This window comes from Sorangium sp. So ce381, assembly GCF_051473845.1.
Lineage (GTDB): Bacteria > Myxococcota_A > Polyangia > Polyangiales > Polyangiaceae > Sorangium > Sorangium atrum.
On record NZ_CP150336.1, the window covers coordinates 2,762,381 to 2,781,420 of the forward strand.

General features: G+C 72.9%; 15 protein-coding genes. 4 read left to right on the forward strand and 11 right to left on the reverse strand.

All coding sequences use genetic code 11. The annotated features are described in order from the left end of the window. The first annotated feature begins 88 nt into the window (after nt 1-88). Together rplC and WMF29_RS10590 are read left to right on the forward strand one after the other, a co-directional pair. Nucleotides 89-787 carry a 50S ribosomal protein L3 gene (rplC, locus tag WMF29_RS10585; RefSeq protein ID WP_437328724.1) on the forward strand — a complete coding sequence of 233 codons (699 nt, stop codon included), beginning with the start codon at nt 89-91 and terminating at the stop codon, nt 785-787. A gap of 69 nt (nt 788-856) precedes the next feature. Beyond that, nucleotides 857-1,474 carry an SAM-dependent methyltransferase gene (locus WMF29_RS10590; protein WP_437328725.1) on the forward strand — a complete coding sequence of 206 codons (618 nt, stop codon included), beginning with the start codon at nt 857-859 and terminating at the stop codon, nt 1,472-1,474. Nucleotides 1,475-1,899: 425 nt separating this feature from the next. On the opposite strand, the gene WMF29_RS10595 is transcribed toward WMF29_RS10590, so the two are convergent. The 11 genes from WMF29_RS10595 to WMF29_RS10645 all read right to left on the reverse strand — a co-directional run bounded on the left by WMF29_RS10595 (nt 1,900) and on the right by WMF29_RS10645 (nt 15,834). Further along, nucleotides 1,900-3,084: an acyl-CoA dehydrogenase family protein gene (locus WMF29_RS10595; RefSeq protein ID WP_272101676.1), complete on the reverse strand. Its 1,185-nt coding sequence runs from the start codon at nt 3,082-3,084 to the stop codon at nt 1,900-1,902. A gap of 59 nt (nt 3,085-3,143) precedes the next feature. After that, entirely contained in the window at nt 3,144-5,204 is a 2,061-nt protein-coding gene (locus tag WMF29_RS10600) for a L,D-transpeptidase family protein (protein ID WP_437328726.1), read from the reverse strand. 221 nt (nt 5,205-5,425) lie between these two features. Continuing rightward, a complete protein-coding gene (locus WMF29_RS10605) occupies nt 5,426-7,285 on the reverse strand; it encodes a DNRLRE domain-containing protein (RefSeq protein WP_437328727.1) in 1,860 nt (619 codons plus the stop codon). A 534-nt stretch (nt 7,286-7,819) separates the two neighbouring features. Then, nucleotides 7,820-8,614, reverse strand: coding sequence for a creatininase family protein (locus WMF29_RS10610; protein WP_437328728.1), 795 nt, complete (start codon nt 8,612-8,614; stop codon nt 7,820-7,822). 3 nt (nt 8,615-8,617) lie between these two features. Next, nucleotides 8,618-10,321, reverse strand: coding sequence for a benzoate-CoA ligase family protein (locus WMF29_RS10615; RefSeq protein ID WP_437328729.1), 1,704 nt, complete (start codon nt 10,319-10,321; stop codon nt 8,618-8,620). Nucleotides 10,322-10,323: 2 nt separating this feature from the next. Further along, entirely contained in the window at nt 10,324-11,808 is a 1,485-nt protein-coding gene (locus WMF29_RS10620; protein WP_437328730.1) for an NADH:flavin oxidoreductase, read from the reverse strand. 2 nt (nt 11,809-11,810) lie between these two features. After that, entirely contained in the window at nt 11,811-13,076 is a 1,266-nt protein-coding gene (locus tag WMF29_RS10625) for an acyl-CoA dehydrogenase family protein (RefSeq protein WP_437328731.1), read from the reverse strand. Next, entirely contained in the window at nt 13,073-13,960 is an 888-nt protein-coding gene (locus WMF29_RS10630) for an enoyl-CoA hydratase family protein (protein WP_437331100.1), read from the reverse strand. Before WMF29_RS10630 ends, WMF29_RS10625 begins: the two co-directional genes overlap by 4 nt. 40 nt (nt 13,961-14,000) lie before the next feature. Next, nucleotides 14,001-14,543: a MarR family winged helix-turn-helix transcriptional regulator gene (locus WMF29_RS10635; RefSeq protein WP_012234634.1), complete on the reverse strand. Its 543-nt coding sequence runs from the start codon at nt 14,541-14,543 to the stop codon at nt 14,001-14,003. A 32-nt stretch (nt 14,544-14,575) separates the two neighbouring features. Continuing rightward, entirely contained in the window at nt 14,576-15,076 is a 501-nt protein-coding gene (locus tag WMF29_RS10640) for a RidA family protein (protein WP_437328732.1), read from the reverse strand. After that, complete coding sequence (locus tag WMF29_RS10645; protein WP_437331101.1) at nt 15,073-15,834, reverse strand: SDR family NAD(P)-dependent oxidoreductase; 762 nt, start codon at nt 15,832-15,834, stop codon at nt 15,073-15,075. Before WMF29_RS10645 ends, WMF29_RS10640 begins: the two co-directional genes overlap by 4 nt. Before the next feature lie 432 nt (nt 15,835-16,266). On the opposite strand from WMF29_RS10645, the gene WMF29_RS10650 reads away from it, so the two are divergent. Together WMF29_RS10650 and WMF29_RS10655 are read left to right on the forward strand one after the other, a co-directional pair. After that, entirely contained in the window at nt 16,267-18,279 is a 2,013-nt protein-coding gene (locus WMF29_RS10650) for a hypothetical protein (protein ID WP_437328733.1), read from the forward strand. After that, nucleotides 18,276-19,037, forward strand: coding sequence for a hypothetical protein (locus WMF29_RS10655; RefSeq protein WP_437328734.1), 762 nt, complete (start codon nt 18,276-18,278; stop codon nt 19,035-19,037). The genes WMF29_RS10650 and WMF29_RS10655 overlap by 4 nt, the downstream gene beginning before the upstream one ends. Nucleotides 19,038-19,040 lie beyond the last annotated feature (3 nt).

The following is a 19,040-nucleotide window of genomic DNA, read 5'->3' on the forward strand; positions in this document are numbered from 1 at the left end:
CGAGGCGCACCGAGGGGATCGCTCTCGCGGCGCGCCGCGCGGAGCCAGTCCCAGCCACCCCAGACGGAGCGAGCAAGGCAATCCCATCATGAATCAGCATCCCGGCATCATCGGCAAGAAGATCGGCATGACGCAGATCTTCAACGAGAAGGGCGAGGTCCTGCGCTGCACGGTCGTGCAGGCGGGCTGCGTCGTCATCGGCAAGCGCACGCTCGAGAAGGACGGCTACAGCGCCCTCATCCTCGGCCTGGGCGAGCGGGCGGAGAAGCACACGACGAAGCCGGTCGCCGGCGCGTACAAGAAGTCGGGGCAGACGCCGAAGCGGATCGTGCGCGAGCTGCGCTGCAGCCCGGAGCACGCGGCGAAGTACGAGCTCGGCAGCACGCTCAAGGTCGACGAGATCTTCGAGGTGGGCCAGCGGGTGGACGCGCAGGGCCGCTCGCGCGGCCGAGGCTTCAGCGGCGTCATCCGCCGGTGGAGCTTCGCCGGCGCGGTCAGCTCGCACGGTACGCACGAGTACTTCCGCCACGGCGGGTCGATCGGTACGAACATGACCCCCGGCCGCACGCTGCCCGGCCTGAAGATGCCCGGCCACTACGGCGACGAGACGGTGAGCGCGCTCAACCTCAAGATCGCGAAGCTCCTCCCCGAGGACAACCTGATCCTCATCGAGGGTCCGGTCCCCGGCCCGAAGAACCAGCTGGTGACGATCCGCGGCGCCGTGAAGAAGCGCGGCGGCAAGGGGATCGTGCCGGTGCAGCAGCCGACCAAGAAGAAGGGCGGCTGATCCCGGCCGACGGCGGGGGCGCTCCCGTGAGCGAGCGCCCCGCCGGTCGTGCCTGCCGAGTGTCCCTCCGTGTCGCAGAAGCCGAAGAACCCGTACAAGCGGCCTGACGCCTTCACGAAGGCGGCGAAGGCGCAGGGCTATCCTGCGCGCAGCGTCTTCAAGCTCGAGGAGATCGATCGCCGGGTGCGGCTGCTCCGCCCTGGCCAGCGGGTGCTCGACCTGGGCGCAGCGCCCGGCTCGTGGTCGATGTACGCGGCGCAGCGGATCGGCGCGGGGGGCAAGCTGCTCGCGGTGGATCTGTCGCCGATCACGGCGGCGTTCGGGCCGCAGGCGACGGTGGTGCAGGGGGACGCGCTGTCGCTGACGAACGAGGCGCTCGCGCAGTTCGCGCCGTACGACGTGGTGCTGTCGGACATGGCGCCCGCGACGAGCGGCAGCAAGATCGCCGACCAGGCCCGGAGCTACGAGCTGTTCATGCGCGCCGTGGCCGTGGCCGAGGCGCTGCTCGCGCCTGGTGGGGCGTTCGTCGGGAAGATCTTCATGAGCGAGGACTTCGTGAAGGCCCGGGACGCGCTGCGGAACCTCTGCGAGGAGGTCCGGAGCATCCGGCCCGAGGGGACGCGGGCGAACAGCGTGGAGATCTTCCTGGTGGGGCTGCGAAGGAAAGCGGCGGGGAAGACGGGGTAGGGGAGGGGAGCGGGGCGGCGGAGAGGTCTTGGCGCACTGCCCGACCCCCGGAGAGGGTGTTCGTGGGGCGGCGCGGGGGCCCCACCGAACTCGCCCAATTGACGTTCTATCTCCGGCGCGCTGTGCACGCCGGAGATAGAACGTCAATTGGGCTCAAACAACGGTCCGTCCCCCGCGCCGCCCCACGAACACCCTCTCCGGGGGCCTGCGGCTCTCCTGGGTCATGCCCACTGGGACAACGGTCCGTCCCCCCGCGCCGCCCCACGAACACCCTCTCCGGGGGCCTACGGCTCTCCTGGGTCATGCCCACTGGGACAGCGATCCATACCCGCGTTGGCATCGATTTCGAGATGCGATAGTCCCTTTCGGGGGCATCTATCACGGTGATTCGGGGCCGAGGCAGCGCAGAATCCGGGCGGCTGCCATCAGAACGCGTTGTGCCCCGTGATCGCGTTGCCGAGGATCAGGCAATGCACCTCGTCGGTGCCCTCGTACGTGTACACGCTCTCCAGGTTGAGCATGTGACGGATGACGGGGTAATCGAGCAGGATGCCGTTCGCGCCGAGCACGCTCCGCGCGGTCCGGGCGATCTTGAGCGCCCAGCCCACGTTGTTCCGCTTGCACAGCGAGACCTGCACCGGGCTGATGCCGGTCGTGTCCTTCAGCCGGCCGAAGTGCAGCGCCATCAGCTGCCCCTTCGCGATCTCCGTCGCCATCTCGACGAGCTCGGACTGGATGAGCTGCCGTGACGCGATCGGCTGGCCGAACTGGGTGCGCTCGCGCGCATAGGAGACCGCCGTCTCGTAGCAGGCACGCGCGGCGCCCAGCGCGCCCCACGCGATACCGAAGCGCGCCTGGGTCAGGCAGCCGAGCGGGCCCTTCAGGCCGACCACGCCAGGGAGCACGTTCTCCTCCGGTACGCGCACCTCGTTCAGGACGATCTCGCCTGTCGGGCTGGCGCGCAGGCTCATCTTGCCGTGGATGAGCGGGGTCTCCAGGCCCTTCATCCCGCGCTCCACCACGAAGCCGCGGATGGACTCGGCCCCTCCGTCGTCGACCTTGGCCCACACCACGCAGAGGTCCGCGATGGGCGCGCTCGTGATCCACATCTTCGTGCCCGTCAGCACGTACGAGCTGCCGTCCTTCCGGGCGCGGGTCTTCATCGAGCTCGGATCCGACCCGCTGTCGGGCTCCGTCAGGCCGAAGCACCCGATCAGCTCGGCGGCGGCCATCTTCGGCAGCCAGCGCTGCTTCTGCGCCTCGGAGCCGTACTTCCAGATCGGATACATCGCCAGCGAGCCCTGGACGCTCACGAAGCTGCGCAGGCCGCTGTCGCCATACTCGAGCTCCTGCAGCGCGAGGCCGTATGCGACCGAGTTCATGCCGGCGCAGCCGTAGCCGGTCAGCGAGCCGCCGAGCAGGCCGAGCGCGGCGATCTGGGGGATCAGGTCGGTCGCGAACTCCTCGCGCGCGAACAGGTCCGCGGCGCGCGGGAGGTACCGCTCGCGCACGAAGCGACGGACGGCATCGCGGATCATGCGCTCTTCCTCGGAGAGCAGCGGATCGATCGCCATGAGCTGATCGAGCGAGAGGGGCTCCTGGGTGGCCATGGAGCGAGCGTGTAGCGTGGCTTCGCGCGGCGTGGAAGGGGCAGCGCCGGCGCGCCGGCTCAGGGGCGGATGGAGACGAGCGTGCCCTTCCGTAGCGAGAGCGCGCCGTGCCATTCGGCCGGCACCTCGGGGGTCGTCCACTCGAACAGCCAGGCGGCGTCGAGCGGAGAGAGGTTCACACAACCGTGGCTGCGCGGGGTGCCGAAATCGTCGTGCCAGTAGGCGGCGTGGAACGCGAAGCCCTCCGTGAAGTACTGGACGAAAGGCACGTCGCGGAAGTCGAACGGATCCTCTTCCTCCTCGTCGCCGTCCATCGTGACCGTGACGTGCTTCGTGTGGATGCGGAACAGCCCCTGGATGGTCGAGCGCGTCGTCTTGGGGTCGCCGAGGCCGTCCGCCCCCGTCGAGACAAGGGTCACGTAGACCGGGCGAGCGCCCTCGTAGGCGACGAGGCTCTGCTTGTCGATCGAGACGTCGATCCACTTCCGCCCGCGCACCGCCCACGCGGGCGCCCTGGGGAGCGGGTCGACGCGCACGACCTCGTCGGCGCGGACGAGCGAGCCGTCCCGCGCCTCGAGGTAGTCGATGCCGCCGACGCGCCGCGACGCGCCGGATAGCGGGATCGCCTCGCGAAAGCGGAGCGGGGCGCGGGTGACGCCGCCGCGCTCGCCCGGGACGAGGCGCACGGCGTGGCGGCGCCTGGCGAAGGCGACGGGCAAGGTGACGCCCTCCGGGAGCGCCAGGCCGGCGAAGGCGCTCGGCCGGATGACGCGGGTGCGGTCGAGCGGCAAGACGGCGAGGTCGGTCGTCAGGCCGAAGCGGCGCCCGTCGTGGTCGAAGGTCGAGAGCAGGGCGAAGCCGGAGCGCGTCCGGGCGCGGCCAAGGACGAGCGCGCCGGGCGAGCGGCGATCGCCGGCGAGCCCAGGCGCCGGCCGCCCATAGAGCAGGACCGAGGGGGTCGCGTCAGGAGGCGGAGGCGCGACGAAGTCCGGCGCGCGCGCGGCGGTCGCGGCGCGGAGCAGGTGCGCGGCGAGGTCGGGCTCGGCGCCGCGCTGCTCGTCCTCGTCGGGCAGGCGCGCATAGAGCAGCGGGGTAGGGGAGCGAGACATCACGTACGTGTACGGCAGGCCGCCGAGCAGGGTTGTCGCGTCGCCGGCCCGCGTTGCGGCAGGTGCGCTTGCGCCGGCCTGCGTTGCGGCAAGTGCGTTTGCGCCGGCCTGCGTTGCGGCAAGTGCGGTCTCACCCGTCTGCGCAGCGGCAAGTGCGGTCTCGCCCGGCTGCGTTGCGGCAAGTGCGGTCTCACCCGTCTGCGCAGCGGCAAGTGCGGTCTCACCCGTCTGCGCAGCGGCAAGTGCGGTCTCGCCCGTCTGCGCAGCGGCAAGTGCGGTCTCACCCGTCTCCGCCGCGGCAACTGGGGTCTCGCCCGCCTGTGTTGTGGCAGGCGCGGCCTCGCCACCAACGACCGGCAAGGCGGACGAAGCGAACCGACGGACCGGGCGGCGAGACGATGCCTCGACCGCGAGGTCGTGAATGTTGAGCGTCGCACTGGCGCCGATGCAGACGTAGCCGTTCGGCTCGATGCGGTACCAGCCCTCGGCGCACGATGTCCTGCCGGACGGCTGCGGCCTGCGCGCGACCACGGCGCCGGCGCGCAGGTACCCGATCCGCCGGCTGGTCCAGCGCGGCTCGGCGAAGACCCAGGTCTCCCTGGCGATGCTCGCGAGCTCGTGGACCTCCTCCTCGGCCGCCGCCGGCGAGGTGGCCGGGGGAGGATCGATCTCGGGCAGCTTGTCGGATCCGTCATCGACGAGCTCCGGCGGCAGCGCCGGCAACGCGAGCGGGTCACCGCCCGGCGCCGCCGCGAGAGCGCCCGGCGCCATCGCGAGAGCGCCCGGCGCCATCGCGGCCTCCGCGCTGGGCGGCGCGGCGTCCTCCACGGTGGCGGCGGAGGACGCCGGGGCAGCGACGGCGGGCGCGGCCGCGGCGAGCGGCGCGGTGACGGCTGCGGCGGGCGCAGGGACCGGGGACGTCGCGGCCGGCTCGGAGGCAGGGCGCGGGCAGCTCACGCTCAGCGTCCCGAGCGCTATGGCCGGCAGGAGGAGGACGCCTCTCACGCGCATGGAGCGCGCGTATCAGGCGGCGTCGGCGAGGGCCAAGTTCAGGGGATTCAGCAGCGTGGGAGGGCACGGGAGCGAGCGGCTCGCCGGCAGGAGGCGCCCGCCTCTGGGAGGCCCGGCAGGGCCGGCGGGCGCCTTGGCGCGACGTGCGCGGCGGACCCGCGCCCGCCGGCTTCACCAGCGCGGCGCGCGGCCGCCTCGCCGGTCCGCCGGCTGGAGCGGCGTCACGGCGTGGAGAGATCGCGCGCGCACGTCGCTGTGACGTAGTAGCGCCGCGAGGTGCCCGCGTAGGAGACCTGATAGTCCGTCGTCTGCTTGAAGGCCGCGGCCAGGAAGCTGCCGCCGTGCATGAAGCGCGTGCTCGAGCTGTTGTCGAGCCGCGAGCAGTCGTTGCAGGGCGTCAGCAGCGAATAGTTGTCCGAGCCGTCGCGGGTGGCCTTGTACGCGTTGCCGGCCAGGTCGAGGTGACCCCACCGCCCGGCGCCATGGGGGAACTTGCCGACGTCCGTGAGGTCCGTCTGCGAGCAGGGATAGAGCGACGGATACCCCGTGACGCAGTCGCCCGCCACCGAGCCGTCGCCCTGGCAGCACCAGGACGCGTCCTGAAGCGTGATATCGTAGACGCTCGAGCCGCCCCACGGGTAGAGGCGCTGCTCGTTGCCGCCCGCAGAGGCGTAGTTGACCTCCGCCTGGGTCGGCAGCCGGCCGCCGTCCCACGCGCAGAACGCGAACAGCTCGTACCACGTCGCGCAGACGATCGGCTTCTTCTCCTTACCTGCCGGCGTGTCGCTCCAGGACGGCCATCCATAGGGATCGCAGATGAGCGCCGTCTTGAGCGCGCTCGTGTTGGCCGTGAGGTAAGTGTTCCACGACGGGTCCCAGCCGCTGTTCGCGATCTTCGGGTGTGCACCCGCGCCGGCGGCCGGCGGGTTGGCCTGGGTCGGGCCGCCGGTCTGCTCGAGGTACTGGCGGAACCGCCCCACCGTGACCGAGTACTTGTCGAGGTAGAAGCTGCTGACCGTCGCCGGCAGGCCCGCATTGTTGAGCCGGTTGAACGTGCCGCCCGGGACCGGGAGGGTAGAGCAGCAGTTATCACCCCCCTCGACGCCGCAATTGGCACCTGCGCCCGGGGTGCTGCTGTTGCAGCTGATCGGCAGGCCAGGCACGCCGCCCCCGCCTCCACCCCCCGCGCCTCCGGCGCCGCCCGCACCGCCCGCGCCCCCGGCGCCGCCCGCGCCCCCGGCGCCGCCCGCGCTGCTGGAGCTCGCCGTCGTGGAGGAGGTCGTGGAGGAGGTGGAGCTTGCCGTCGTGGAGGAGGTGGAGCTCGCCGTCGTGGAGGAGGTCGTGGAGGAGGTGGAGCTCGCCGTCGTGGAGGAGGTCGTCGAGGAGCTGGAGCTGCTCGACGTCGCCGTCGTGCCCCCCGTCGCGCTGTCGTAGCAGACGCGGAGAGACGGCCTCTTATCCAGCGAGACCTCGCTCGTCCTGATGTGGGTGCGACTCGTGTCTTGCTCGAAGAGCACGCCGTGGTTCTGGACGGCGCCGCTCACCCAGCTCTGCACGAGCTCGGTGAGGCTGAGCGTGTGGTAAGAGTAGTTGTATCCGGCGTCCGCCGTGAGGTACCCCAGGACCGTCGGATCCCAGGCGGCCGAGTGCGAGTTCCACGTCACCGTGTTCTCGTCCCAGGCCGTCGTGATCCGGTGCGCCCGCATCACACCCGGGGGGGGCGCGGCGCCTATGTAGAGGGAGAGATCCGCTGAGACGATGGTGGCGTTGGCAGGGATCGACGAGAGATCGAACGCGATCAGCGCGCGCATCTGGGAACCGGAGCTCTCGCCGGCGTACATGTCGGCCCCGGTGGGCGTGTAGTTGGGATAGGTCGAATTGATGAGGGCATCCTTGACCACGCCCGTCGTCCCGGTGCGCTGGAGAGTCACACAGACCGTCACGGCCTGCTGCGCCTCACCGAGCAGCTCGCCACCTTCGTCTTGTACGCCAACGCACCCGGCGAGCGCCGCGCCGGAGGCGGCGGCAAGAGAGGCCAGGAGCAGATGCCGAGACCCTCGCACGATCGTTCGATTCCTCATGATGCTCTCCGATCCGCATCGCCGGGCCAGCTCCGCCCGCGAGGCTGCATGTGATGCCATCGCGCAGGAACGCCAGAGAGCGCCCCCGCCAAAACCACCATCTGGATGCGCGCCGTAAAGCATCACCTTCATCAGGTCAGCCGTCGGATCGTTCTGGCGTCAAACAGCGCGCGAGGAAAACGATACCGTTTTACGGCTTCTCTTTGAATACGTCAATTGGGAAGCGAGGTTTGTTGTCAAAAATCTGATAATGTTGCTTGTGATGTCAGGACAAAAATAATCATTATTGCTCAAGTCGATGGTGATTGTCGAGCGCCGTGAAGCACATTTGCGATGCCGCTCACGTTCTACGTTCTGCGCGCTTCTACGCGCTTCTGCGTGGCGCGCGGCTTCTGCGCGGCGCGCGCGGCCTGCGTGACCTGTTCAGCTTGCCGAGGCGCGTGAGTCGATGGCGGATTCTGCCGTTCAGGCGAGCGTGAGGCAGCGGCGATGGAGCAAAAACGCCTACTTTTGTCTACCTGACCACCCTTTGGCTTACCCGCTGCCTTTTCCTGGCATGGGCTCGTGACCGGCAGCCCTGGAGAGCCCTTCTTCGACCTCGGTCACGACCATCGTCGCGAGCAGATCGAGCAACGCGCGGCCTTCGTCCTCGGATGCCTCGCGCGGAGAGCCGGTATAGGCGGCGTCCATGCCCAGGGCGCGGAAGCTCTTCACCCCTGCTTGAATTCCCTCCGACAGGCTCAGCGCGAGGTCGGGCAGCGCATGGGCGATGTCTCTCCGGACGAGGGCGGAGGCCGCGGCGAGGACGAGCGAGGTCTCGTAACGGCCCGCGTGGCAGGCGCCGCTCCGGAACTCCGCGGAGAGCGTCCGTGCCCAGCGGCGCGCGAGCGGGCACGCGACGGAGGCGCGGCCCAGGGGCAGGTCGCTGGCGGCGGCGCGCACGGCGCGGTCGTGCTCCGGCTCGAGGTGGTTGTTGATGAAGCAGACATGGGCCAGGCCGGCCGACAGGTAGGCCTCGGCGACGGCGCGCAGAAAGGCGGTGAGCGCGGGCGCCGGGATCGAGATCGCGCCCGCGAAGCCCGCCGCGAAGTCGGTCACGCCATAACCGACGGGCGGGGCGACGAGCGCGGCGACGCCTCGCTCCCACAGCCGGCGGCCGGCCTGCTCGGCCGCGGCCTCGCCGATGAGCGTGTCCGTACCGAGCGGAAGGTGCGGGCCGTGCGGCTCGACCGAGCCGACCGGCACGAGCGCGACGCACGGCGCGCCGGCCGAGAGGAGCGCGGCGAGCTCCTCGGTCGTGAGCTCCGCGAGGCGCGGCGCGGCCTGCATGGGCTACAGGCCCGCCGGGTTCTCGCCGGCGACCTCGCGCTGCCGGAGCGCCTTGCGATCGGCCTTGCCGCGATCGTTCCTGGGGATGTCATCGACGAAGGCGACCCAGCGCGGGTACTTGTGCTTGCTCAGCCGGTCCTTCACGAAGGCCTTGAGCTCCTGGGCGAGCTCGGCCCTCCCCTCGTCGGTGGCGACGCGGCCGCGCGCGTCGTCGCGGACCACGATGAACGCCTTCGGCTTGACGAGGCCCGCCTCCTCGGCGCCGATCACGGCGGCGAGGCTGACGGCCGGGTGCTCGGTCAGGCACTCCTCCACCTCGACCGGCGCGACCCAGACGCCGCCCACCTTGAGCAGCTCGTCGGCGCGCCCGCTGAACCAGAGGTAACCCTCGGCATCCATGCGGAAGAGATCCCCGGTGCGGCACCAGTGGCCGTGGAAGGTGCCCCAGCTCTTCTCGCGATCCTGGAAGTAGCCGAGCGCGACCGAGTCGCCCTTCACCCACATGACGCCGGTCTCGCCGGGTGGGAGCTCGGGCGCGCCCGGCCCGGCCGCGTCCGAGGAGAGGATCTTGATCGTGTACCCCTCCACGACGCGGCCGAGCGACCCCGGGCGCACATCGCCGGGGCGGTTCGTGCAGTAGATGTGGAACATCTCCGCGGAGCCGATGCCGTCATAGACGTCGGCGTGGAACCGCCCGCGGAAGCGCTCGAGGAGCGCCGGCGGAAGCGCCTCGCCCGCGGACAGGTGGAAGCGGACGCTGGAGAGATCGAGGCGCGGCTCGCCGCGCGCCGCGAGGGCGTCGTCGTGATCGAGCAGCTTGCCCATCATGGTCGGGACGTTGGTGACGACCGTCGGGCGATAGCGCTCGATGTACCGCGCGAGCGACTCCGGCGTGGGCCGCTCGACGAAGAGGCCGGACGTCGCGCCGACGGCGAAGGGGAACATCAGGTTGGTGCCCGTGGCGTAGCCGAAGAAGAGGCGCGGCACCGAGACGGTGATGTCGTCCTTGCGGTAGCAAGCGGTCGCCTTGGCGTAGCGCTCGGTGTTGAAGGCGAAGTCGCGGTGCGTGTGCATGGCCGCCTTGCTCCTGCCGGTGGAGCCGGACGTGAACAGCCAGATGGCGACGTCGTCGCGCCGGGTGGGGCGTGGGCCCGCCGGGGCGCGCTTCGCCGCGAGCGCCGCGCGCCCCTGCGCGAGGGCGCCGCGGAGCGAGGTGCCCCGAAGCGCCGCGAGGGCCGGCGAGACGGGGAGATCGGCCTCGAGATCGCCGCCGGTCGGGACCTCGGGCACCAGCACGACGGTGCGGACGTTCGTGGCCGCGAGCGCGCCTTGAAGCGCGAGCGCCTCGGCCACGCGCGGGATCGTGACGACCGCGGCGGCGCGCGTGTACTCGACGAGGTGCGCGAGGTCGGGCGCGGGCGCCTCGGGGTTGCCCATCGCCACGACCGCGCCGTGGCTCAGCGCCGCGAAGAAGGACCAGACGAACGCGGGCGAGTCGTGCAGGATGATGAGCACCCGCTGCTCGAGCGCGACGTCTTCGACGGCGAGGTGCGCCTGGAGCATCTGGACCTTCTCGGCGACGTCGGCGTAGGTGTGCCGCTGATCGCCGAAGAGCAGCGCGACCTTGTCGCCGAGCCCCTCGCGCAGCCGATCGAACAGCAAGTAGTCGGCGAGGTTGAACTCGTCAGGGAACGTCGGTGCGGTCATCGTCACGCCTCCTCTCGCCTCCATCGCGGCGCCGTGAGCCGCCGCTTTCCGCCCTCCGTGGTCGCGACCCCCGGCTCGTCGAGGCCCTCGCGATCCCAGAGCTGACACGTCACGGGTCGGTGGCGCTGATCGAGCGCCTCGCAGTAATTGGAATAGATGCAGCGCCGGACCTCACCGCTGCGGCCGAGCCGCACCTTCAGGAACCAGTCGGGATCCGCGAGCGTCTGCCGTGCCGCCCCGATGAGATCGGCCTCGTCGCGCGCGAGGATCTCCTCGGCCTGGGCGAACGTGCAGATCCCCCCCGCCACGACGACCGGCGTGCCGAGGCCGGACGCGCGCAGGGCGCGCCGGATCTGCGCCTGCTTCGGCACCTGCCGCCCGAACGGCCCCGCCGCGTCCGAGAGCGCGGTCGGCATGCACTCGTACCCGCTCGGGCCGGTGTAGGGGTACGCGGCCTCGCCGACCTTGGGCTGCTTCGCGTCCTCGAACTTGCCGCCGGTCGACAGCGAGAGGAAGTCCATGCCGGCGCGCGCGAACGCGAGCGCGAAGAACGCCGCGTCGTCGACCCGGCTGCCCCCCGCGATGACGTCGTCACAGAGGAAGCGGCAGCCCACCGTGAAGCGAGAGGAGACGGCGGCGCGCACCGCCGCGTAGACCTCGAGCGGGAGGCGCGCGCGGCGCTCGCGATCGCCGCCGTAGCCGTCCGAGCGGGTGTTCAGCGCGGACAGGAACGAGGCCATGGTGTAGGCGTGCGCGTAGTGGAGCTCGACGCCGTCGAAGCCCGCCTCGCGCGCCCTCACGGCGGCCGCGGCGAACAGGCCAGGGAGCGTCCGCGGCAGGTCGCGGATGTGCGGGAGCGCGACGTCGGTGACGCGCTCCCGCTCGCCGAAGCGCAGCGCCTCGAGCTCGCGAGGCGCGAGCACGGCCTCGAGCCGCGCGTCGTCGAGCGCGAGCAGCCGCGCGCGCACCTCGAGCTCCGGCGCGTCCCGGAGCGGCGGCTCCTCGAGCGCCTCGGACAGGGCGCGCCGGTGCGCGTCGGTGATCTCCAGGAACTCCCGCAGGAACCTGTCCTTCGGCGGGCGCCTGCGGATGCGGAGGAAGTCGATGAGCTGCAGGAACACGCGCGTCCGGCCGGCGCTCCGCGCGCGGACCGTCCGGACGAGCTCCCGGAGCCCAGGGACGAACCGCTCGTGTCCGACGCGGAGCAGCGGGCCGCTCGGCACGTCGCGGATCCCGGTCGCCTCGACAACGAGGGCGCCGGGCTGGCCGTCGGCGAAGCGGCCGTACCAGTCGAGCACGTCCTGCGTGACGACGCCCTCCTCCGTCGCGCGCCATGGAACCATCGCGGGCACCCACGAGCGCTCGGCGAGCTCGAGGCCCGAGGCGAGGCGGAGCGGCGAGAAGAGGCGCGCGCGCGCCGCCTCGCCCGCGGCCGGAGGCTCCTCGCGGGGGAGCGCGTGGCGGATCCGCTCCGGCGGCTTCCACATGGCTACCGCGCCCCGTCGCGAGCGCGCTCGTCGGCCGCGGGCTCGGCGGCGGCGCGCTCGAGGATGCCCTTCGCGATGATGAGCTTCTGGATCTCCGTCGTCCCCTCGTAGATGCGCAGCGGCCTGATCTCGCGGTACAGCCGCTCGACCACGGTCCCCTCGATGACCCCCATGCCGCCGTGGAGCTGGACCGCGCGGTCGATGATCCGCTGCGCCGCCTCGGTGGCGAACATCTTCGCCATGGCCGCCTCGGTCGAGACGCGCGCCGCCGCCGTGTCGCGCTTGTGGGCCGCGCGGGCGACGAGCAGGCGGGCCGCGTCGAGCTCGGTCGCCATCTCGGCGAGGTAGGCGCGCACCATCTGCTGCTCGGACAGGGGCGCCCCGAACTGCCTCCTCCGCGTGACGTGCGCGATCGCCTCGCGGAGCGCGCGCGCCGCCATCCCGTTCGCCGCCGCGCCGACCGAGATCCGGAAGGCGTCGAGCGTCTGCATCGCGAGCTTGAAGCCGCCGCCCACCTCGCCGAGCCGCGCGCTGTCCGGCACGCGGCAGCCCTCGAAGCGGAGCCGGCCGATCGGGTGCGGGACCGACATCGGGAGCGGCTCCGAGGCGACGCCCTTCGCGCCGCTGTCGACGAGGAACGCCGTGATCGCGGCGCGCCCGCCGCCGCGCTCGCCCGCCGCGCCGCCGTCGCGCGGCGGCGCGCCCGTGCGGGCGAAGACGACGAGGTGGTGCGCGAGCGGCACGTTCGAGATCAGCACCTTCTCGCCGTCGAGGACCCATCCGTCGCCCTCGCGGCGGGCCTCGGTCCTCAGCGAGGCGACGTCGCTGCCCGCCTCGGGCTCGGTCAGCGCGAAGGCCCCGATGCGCCGCCCCGAGAGCACGTCGGGCAAGAGCGCGCGGCGCTGCGCGTCGCTGCCGGCCAGCACGATCGGGTACGAGCCGAGCCCTTGCACCGCGAAGATCGCGTCGGCGAGCGGGGCGACCTGGCCGAGCGCCTCGCGGATGAGGACGAGCGAGCGCACGTCGATGGCGGTCGCGTCCGCGGGGCGGCCGCCGCCGATCGGCGCGCCGCCGAGCGCCTCGGGGACGAGGTGCGCGTAGAGCCCGAGCGGCTCGCCCATGCAGCGCGCCACGGCGGCGGCGTCGTGCGCTTCGGCGAGCCGCGCGAGCGGCGCGAGCGCCTCGGGCGTCAGCCGCGCGGCGAGCGCGGCGTGGCGCTCCTCGAAGAAGACGGGGAGATCGGCCGAGGAGAGCGCGAGCCTGCTCATACGCGGGGCGTCTCCAGGCCGGTGGACCGCGGGGTGGGGGGCGCGTCGGCGTCGCCGGGCGCGGCCGGCGCGTCGCCGAGATCGGCGCCCTCGAAGCGCGGCGGCCGCCTCGCCCTGTTCGCCTCGTGGGCCTCGCGGAAGTCGGGGTGGGCCATGCAGATGGCCTGCGCCTGCGCCTCGGCCTCGATCGCGGCGGCGAGGGGCATCGTGCGCTCGCTCTCGAGCATCTGCTTGGTGATGGAGTGCGCGAACGCCGGCCCGCGCGCGAGGCGCTCGGCCCAGCCGCGCGCCACGCCCAGCGCGTCGCTGTCGGCGACGACGCGGTTCACGAGGCCGATGCGGAGCGCCTCGTCGGCGCCGATGAGATCGCCGAAGAAGAGCAGCTCGGCGGCGCGCCCCTGGCCGACGATGCGCGGCAGGAGGTACGAGGCGCCCATGTCGGCGCCGGACAGGCCGACCTTGGGGAAGATGAACCCGAAGCGGGCGCTCGCCGCGGCGATGCGCAGGTCGCACGCGGCGGCGATCACCGCGCCCGCGCCGACGGCGACCCCGTTGACGGCGGCGATGACCGGGCGCCGGAGCTCGCAGATGCTCTGGATCAGCGCGCCGGTCGCGCGGGTGAACTCGAGCAGCCCCCGCGCGTCGCGCGCGAACAGCTCGGCGATGATCCCCTCGACGTCGCCGCCCGAGCAGAAGCCGCGCCCCGCTCCGGTGAGCACGACCGCGCGCGCGGCCGAGCGCTCGAGCGATCGGAACGTCGCCGTGAGCTCGCCGTAGACCTCGAAGGTGAGGGCGTTCAGGCGGTCGGGGCGGCTCAGCGTGATCTCCGCGACGCCGCGGCTGATCTCGAGCTGGAAGGAGCGGGGTGTGAGGGTCATGGGGATCTCCTGGGTCCGGTGCGCGTCGGAGGCGAGCCTCGCGCGATCAGGGCTTCGTCCGCGTGCGCCGCGGGGGGCTGCGCGCGCTCCGCTCGGCGTGAGCGCGGGCGCTGCCGGGGCGCGACGGGACGGGCATGTCCGGCTCGCGGAGCGTGGTGCGCAGCTTGTCGAGCAGCCGCGTCAGCGTGGAGAGCTCGGCCGGGCTCAGCCCGGAGAACACCTTCGCCACGCGCGCGGCGTGCCGCCGCTCGGCGTCGCGGAACGCGCGCTGCCCCTTGGCGGTCAGGTGCACCCGCCACGCGCGGCGGTCGCTCGGGTCGGCGCGCCGCTCGACCATGCCGTCGCGCGCCGCGCGATCGACGAGCCCGGTGAGGTTGCCCGCCGTGACGAGCATGCTGCGGGAGAGCGACGCGAGCGTCTGCCCGTCGCTGCGCACGAGGTTCGCCAGGAGGTCGAAGCGCGGGAGGGTCATCTCGTGCTCCAGGTCCTCGCGGATGGCCGCGAGCGCGCGCTTGTGGACGGCGAGGATGCGCACCCAGGCGCGCACGGCCGCCTGGTCGCCGCGCGCGCTCTCCGGCGGGGGGACCACGGCGAGCGGCCGCCTCGCCGGCGCCCCGCGCCTCACGGGCCGCCCTCGCCGCGCGCGCTCGCTCCGGGCGGCGCCGCCGCGGCCGCGTCCATCTCCACGGCCGCGCCCTGGGCCGCGGCCTCGCCGCGCGCGTCGAGCGCCGCGACGGCCTCGATCTCCACGAGCGCGCGCCGCTCGACGAGCCCCGCGACGCCGACGAGGGCCATCGCCGGGAAGTGCTTGCCGAACCGCGCCCGCCACGCGGCGCCGATCGCGCGGAGCGAGCCCCTGTACGCCTCGAGATCGGTCACGTAGACGGTCATGCGCGCGACGTCGCCCGGCTCCCCGCCGGCGGCCGCGACGACCGCGAGCACGTTGTCGAGCGCCTGGGCGAACTGCTCGGCCAGATCGTCGCTCCGGAGCTGCCCGGACGCGGGGTCCCACCCGATCTGCCCCGCGATGTGCAGCGTCCTGCCGCGCGTCACGACGCCGTTGGCGTAGCCTCGCGGCGCAGGCCACCCGGCCGGCTGCACGATCTCGAGATCGCCGTTCACCGCATCACCTGCCCCCCGTCGACCGGGATCGCCTGGCCATGGATGCTGCGCGCCTCGTCGCTGCAGAGCATCGCCACGACGAGCGCGACCTCGGCGGGCTCGACCATCCGGCCCTGAGGCGACATCGACTCGAGCGACCGCCGCGCCGCGTCCTCGCCCCGCCCGGTCTTCTCGGCGATGCGGGAGATCGCCTCGTCCGCCATCCTCGTGTTCACCCAGCCGGGGCAGACGCAGTTGATGGTCACCGGCGTCCGGGCGATCTCCACCGCGATGGCGCGGGTCATGCCGACCATGGCGTGCTTCGACGCGCAGTACGCGGTCGAGTAGGCGCACCCGACGAGCCCGGCGGTCGAGGCGACGTTGACGACGCGCCCGAACCCGCGCGCGATCATCTTCGGGATCAGGGCGCGGCAGAGCGCGAAGGCGCCGGTCACGTTGACCGCGAGCATGCGGTCCCAGAGCTCGTCGCTGGTCCTGTCGAACGGCGCGCTCTCGGCGACGCCCGCGTTGTTGACGAGCACGTCGATGTGCCCGAGCTGGCCTTCGAGCGCGGCGATCGCCGGCGGCGCGCCCTCGCGATCGCCGACGTCGAGCCGGACGGCGACGCCCCCGATGGCCGCGGCCGTCTCCTCGATCTCGGCCAGCGTGCGGCCCGCGACGGCGACGCGCGCGCCGCCCTGCGCCAGCCGCTCGGCGATCGCCCTGCCGATGCCGCGACCCCCACCCGTGACGAGCGCGATCCTGCCTTCCAGGGACATCCGGAGCACCTAAATCATATATATATGAAGCACAAGGCGAAGTCACCCTCGTCGGCGCTCGCAGCGCCGCCCGCCCGCTGAGGTCGGAGTCGGCCATCTCGCGACGGAACGCGCGGATCGGCCTCGTTTTCCTCGCTCTCTTCGCTCTCTTCGCTCTCTTCGCTCGTCTGGCGCTTGGTCGCTCGTCGCGCTTGCCGCGCACGGCGTCCGCCGAGCGTCGCCTGGAACGTAGCGGGCGGAGGGCATGGAGTACGGCCAGAGCGGGCGCGCCGTGTGCTCTGGATCGCGCGCGTCCGCGACGGAGCTGCATGCGCGCCCGTGATGAAGGCGAGCGCGTTCGCGACGAAGCGCCGCGCGCGCCGCGGTGGTCTGCCTGCTTCGGCGCGAGCTCGAACCGTCGATCTCGACGAATGCATGCGCCACCATGCCCTCATGCGCCCCTCCCTCGCTGCGGCGACGGCCGCGGCATCGTCGCTCGTCGCGGCGCTCGGCTGCGGCGATGCGCGCCCGAGCGTCTCGTCGATCTGGGTCTCGCCTGCGCGGCACGGCGAGCTCCGAGGAGAGCGGTTCTTCGACGCGCCGTGGCCGAGCGATCTGCGCCGCGAGGGCGGCCTGGTCCGGCTCGACGGCTACAACAACCCGCGGCGCCTCAGGATCCTCGACGAGTACATCCACGAGATGGACTCGGTCCTCGACGGCTTCTCTCCGGCCGCGGCGGGGTTCCTGCGGTTCGCCGGGCCGATCGACGTCTCCTCGCTCCCGTCGACGCCCGCGCTCGCCATGAGCCCCCTCGGGACGGTGCAGCTCATCGACGTGGATCCGGGCTCGCCGGAGCGCGGAGCGCGGCGGCCGATCTCGGTCTATCTCCGGCGTGAGGCCGGCGTTTACTGGCCCGCGAACACCCTCGCCTTCATGCCCGTGATGGGCTTCCCGCTCCGGCCGCGGACCCGGTACGCGCTCGTCGTCACGGACGCGGTGCGCGGCGAGGGCGGCGGCGCGGTGGAGGCGAGCCCGGAGCTCCGCGACGCGCTCGGGATCGGTCCGGCCAGCGTCACGCCCGACGCCGTCAGGGAGGCGCTCGCGCCGGCGGTGGACGAGATCGAGGCCGCGGGCGTCGACCGGGAGCGCATCGTTCACCTCACGGTGTTCACCACCTCCGACCCCACCGCGGAGCTCTTCGCGCTGCGCGACCACCTGCTCGCGAACGTCCCGCCGCCGGAGGCGCGGCCCGCGCTCTGGCGGCTCCTCAGCCACAAGGCGACGTGCGACGAGTACGCCGGCGTGTACGGCCCGTCTCCGAACTACCAGATCGGCCGGGCGCCGTACCTGAGCCACGAGGACGGCGGCGGCTTCGGGAGCAAGGCCGGCGAGCCGGTGATCGCGAGCTACTTCGACCTGCGCTTCTCGCTCACGGTCCCCGCCGCGAGCCGCTGCCCCATGCCGGAGGCCGGCTACCCCGTCGTGCTCTTCGCTCACGGCACCGGCGGCGACTACCGCTCCTATGTCCGCCGCGGCACCGGCCAGGAGCTCGCGGAGCGGTGCCTCGCGGTCATGGGCGTGGACCAGATCTTCCACGGCGCGCGCCCGGAGGCGCCGCAGGATCCGTCGCAGGCCGGGCTCCTCTACTACAACGTGCAGAACGTGGCCGCGGCGCGGACGAACGCGCGGCAGTCGGCGCTCGACGAGGTGCAGCGGGCGCGCCTCTTCACCGAGTCGCGGATGGCGGTGCCCGCCGCCGTGTCCAGCACGGGGGAGCAGATCCGGTTCGACCCGTCGAAGCTCCTGTTCTTCGGGCACTCCCAGGGCGGGCTCAACGGGCCGCTCTACCTCGCGGCGGACGACTCGGCGCGGGGCGGTGTGCTCTCCGGGGCATCGGCCGTCATGTCGGTCACCCTGCTCGAGAAGACGAACCCGCCGCCGAGCATCGCGGCGCTCGTCAAGTCGGTCTTCCTCGGGCTGATGGGCGAGGAGGAGGGCGAGGTGAACGAGTTCCACCCCGCGATCTCGCTCGCGCAGTCGATCGTCGACGTTGTCGATCCGATCCACTACGCTGCGCGCCTGTTCGTCGCGCCCCGCGACGGCTTCGCGCCGAAGAGCATCTACATGACCGAGGGCATCAACCCGGATGGCACCGGCGACACGTTCGCGCCGCCTCGCGGCATCGAGATGCACGCGCTGGCGATGGGCTTGCCGCTGCAGCTGCCTGCGCAGCTCCCGATCCCGGAGTACGGCTTCGGCGGCCCCGCGCCCGTCGAGGTGCCGCCCGGAGGGCTCGCCGGCAACCTCGCCGACGGCCGCGCGTCGGGGTTGCTCGCGCAGTGGCCGGTCCCCGAGGGGAGCGACGGCCACTTCGTGATCTTCGACGTGCCAGCGGCGGCCGCGCAGGCCCACGGCTTCCTCCAGAACCTCGCGGACGCACCCCGCGGGCGGGTGCCGGCTCCATGAGCGCGGCTCTCGTGCTCGCGTCGCGCGTCGCCGCGCTGCTCGCGCGCTCCGGCGTGGAGGCGCGGCCCCCGGCGGCAGGGGCGGGCGCGTGGTCCCTCGCGCTGGCCGAGCCGCCGGATCTCGCGGCGCTCTACGCGGCGGCGGACGGCATCGCGCTCCCGGACGGGACGCTCATCCTGCCGCGCGGCGACGTCGCGCGGGCGACGGCGTGGCTCGCGGAGGAGCGCTCGCTCGACTGGGCGCACGACCTCCTGGTCATCGGGGAGCGGGAGGATCTCGTCATCGTGCTCGACCTCGACGTCGCGGGCGCGCGGGCCGGGGGCGGCGTGCTCGAGGCGCCGACCGACGGGCTCGCGTCGTTCCAGCGCGTCGCCCGCTCGGTGGTCGGCTACCTGGAGCGGCGCCTCGGCGTCGCAGGGGCCGAGGCCGCGGCGCCCGAGGTGCGGGCGCGCGAGGCCGCGGCGCGCCGCGACGTCCCGGCGCTCGTCGAGGCGCTCTCGGAGGAGATGTACCCGGGCGCGGAGCGGCATGTCGCGCACGCGGCGCTCACGCTGGGCGCGCTCCTGTCGGAGCGCGGGGACGAGGCGGCGCTGGACGCCTTCGCGCGCTCGGTCGAGGCGCGGGTCGCGGCGGCGCCGCGTGGCGCCGCGGGGCCCGAGCGGCTCGCGGCGTGGCGCGCGTGCGAGATCGCGGCGCGAGAGGCGGGGGCCGAGGTGATCGCCGCGGCGTGCGCGGCGCGGGTGAGCGGCGGGGGGTAGGGG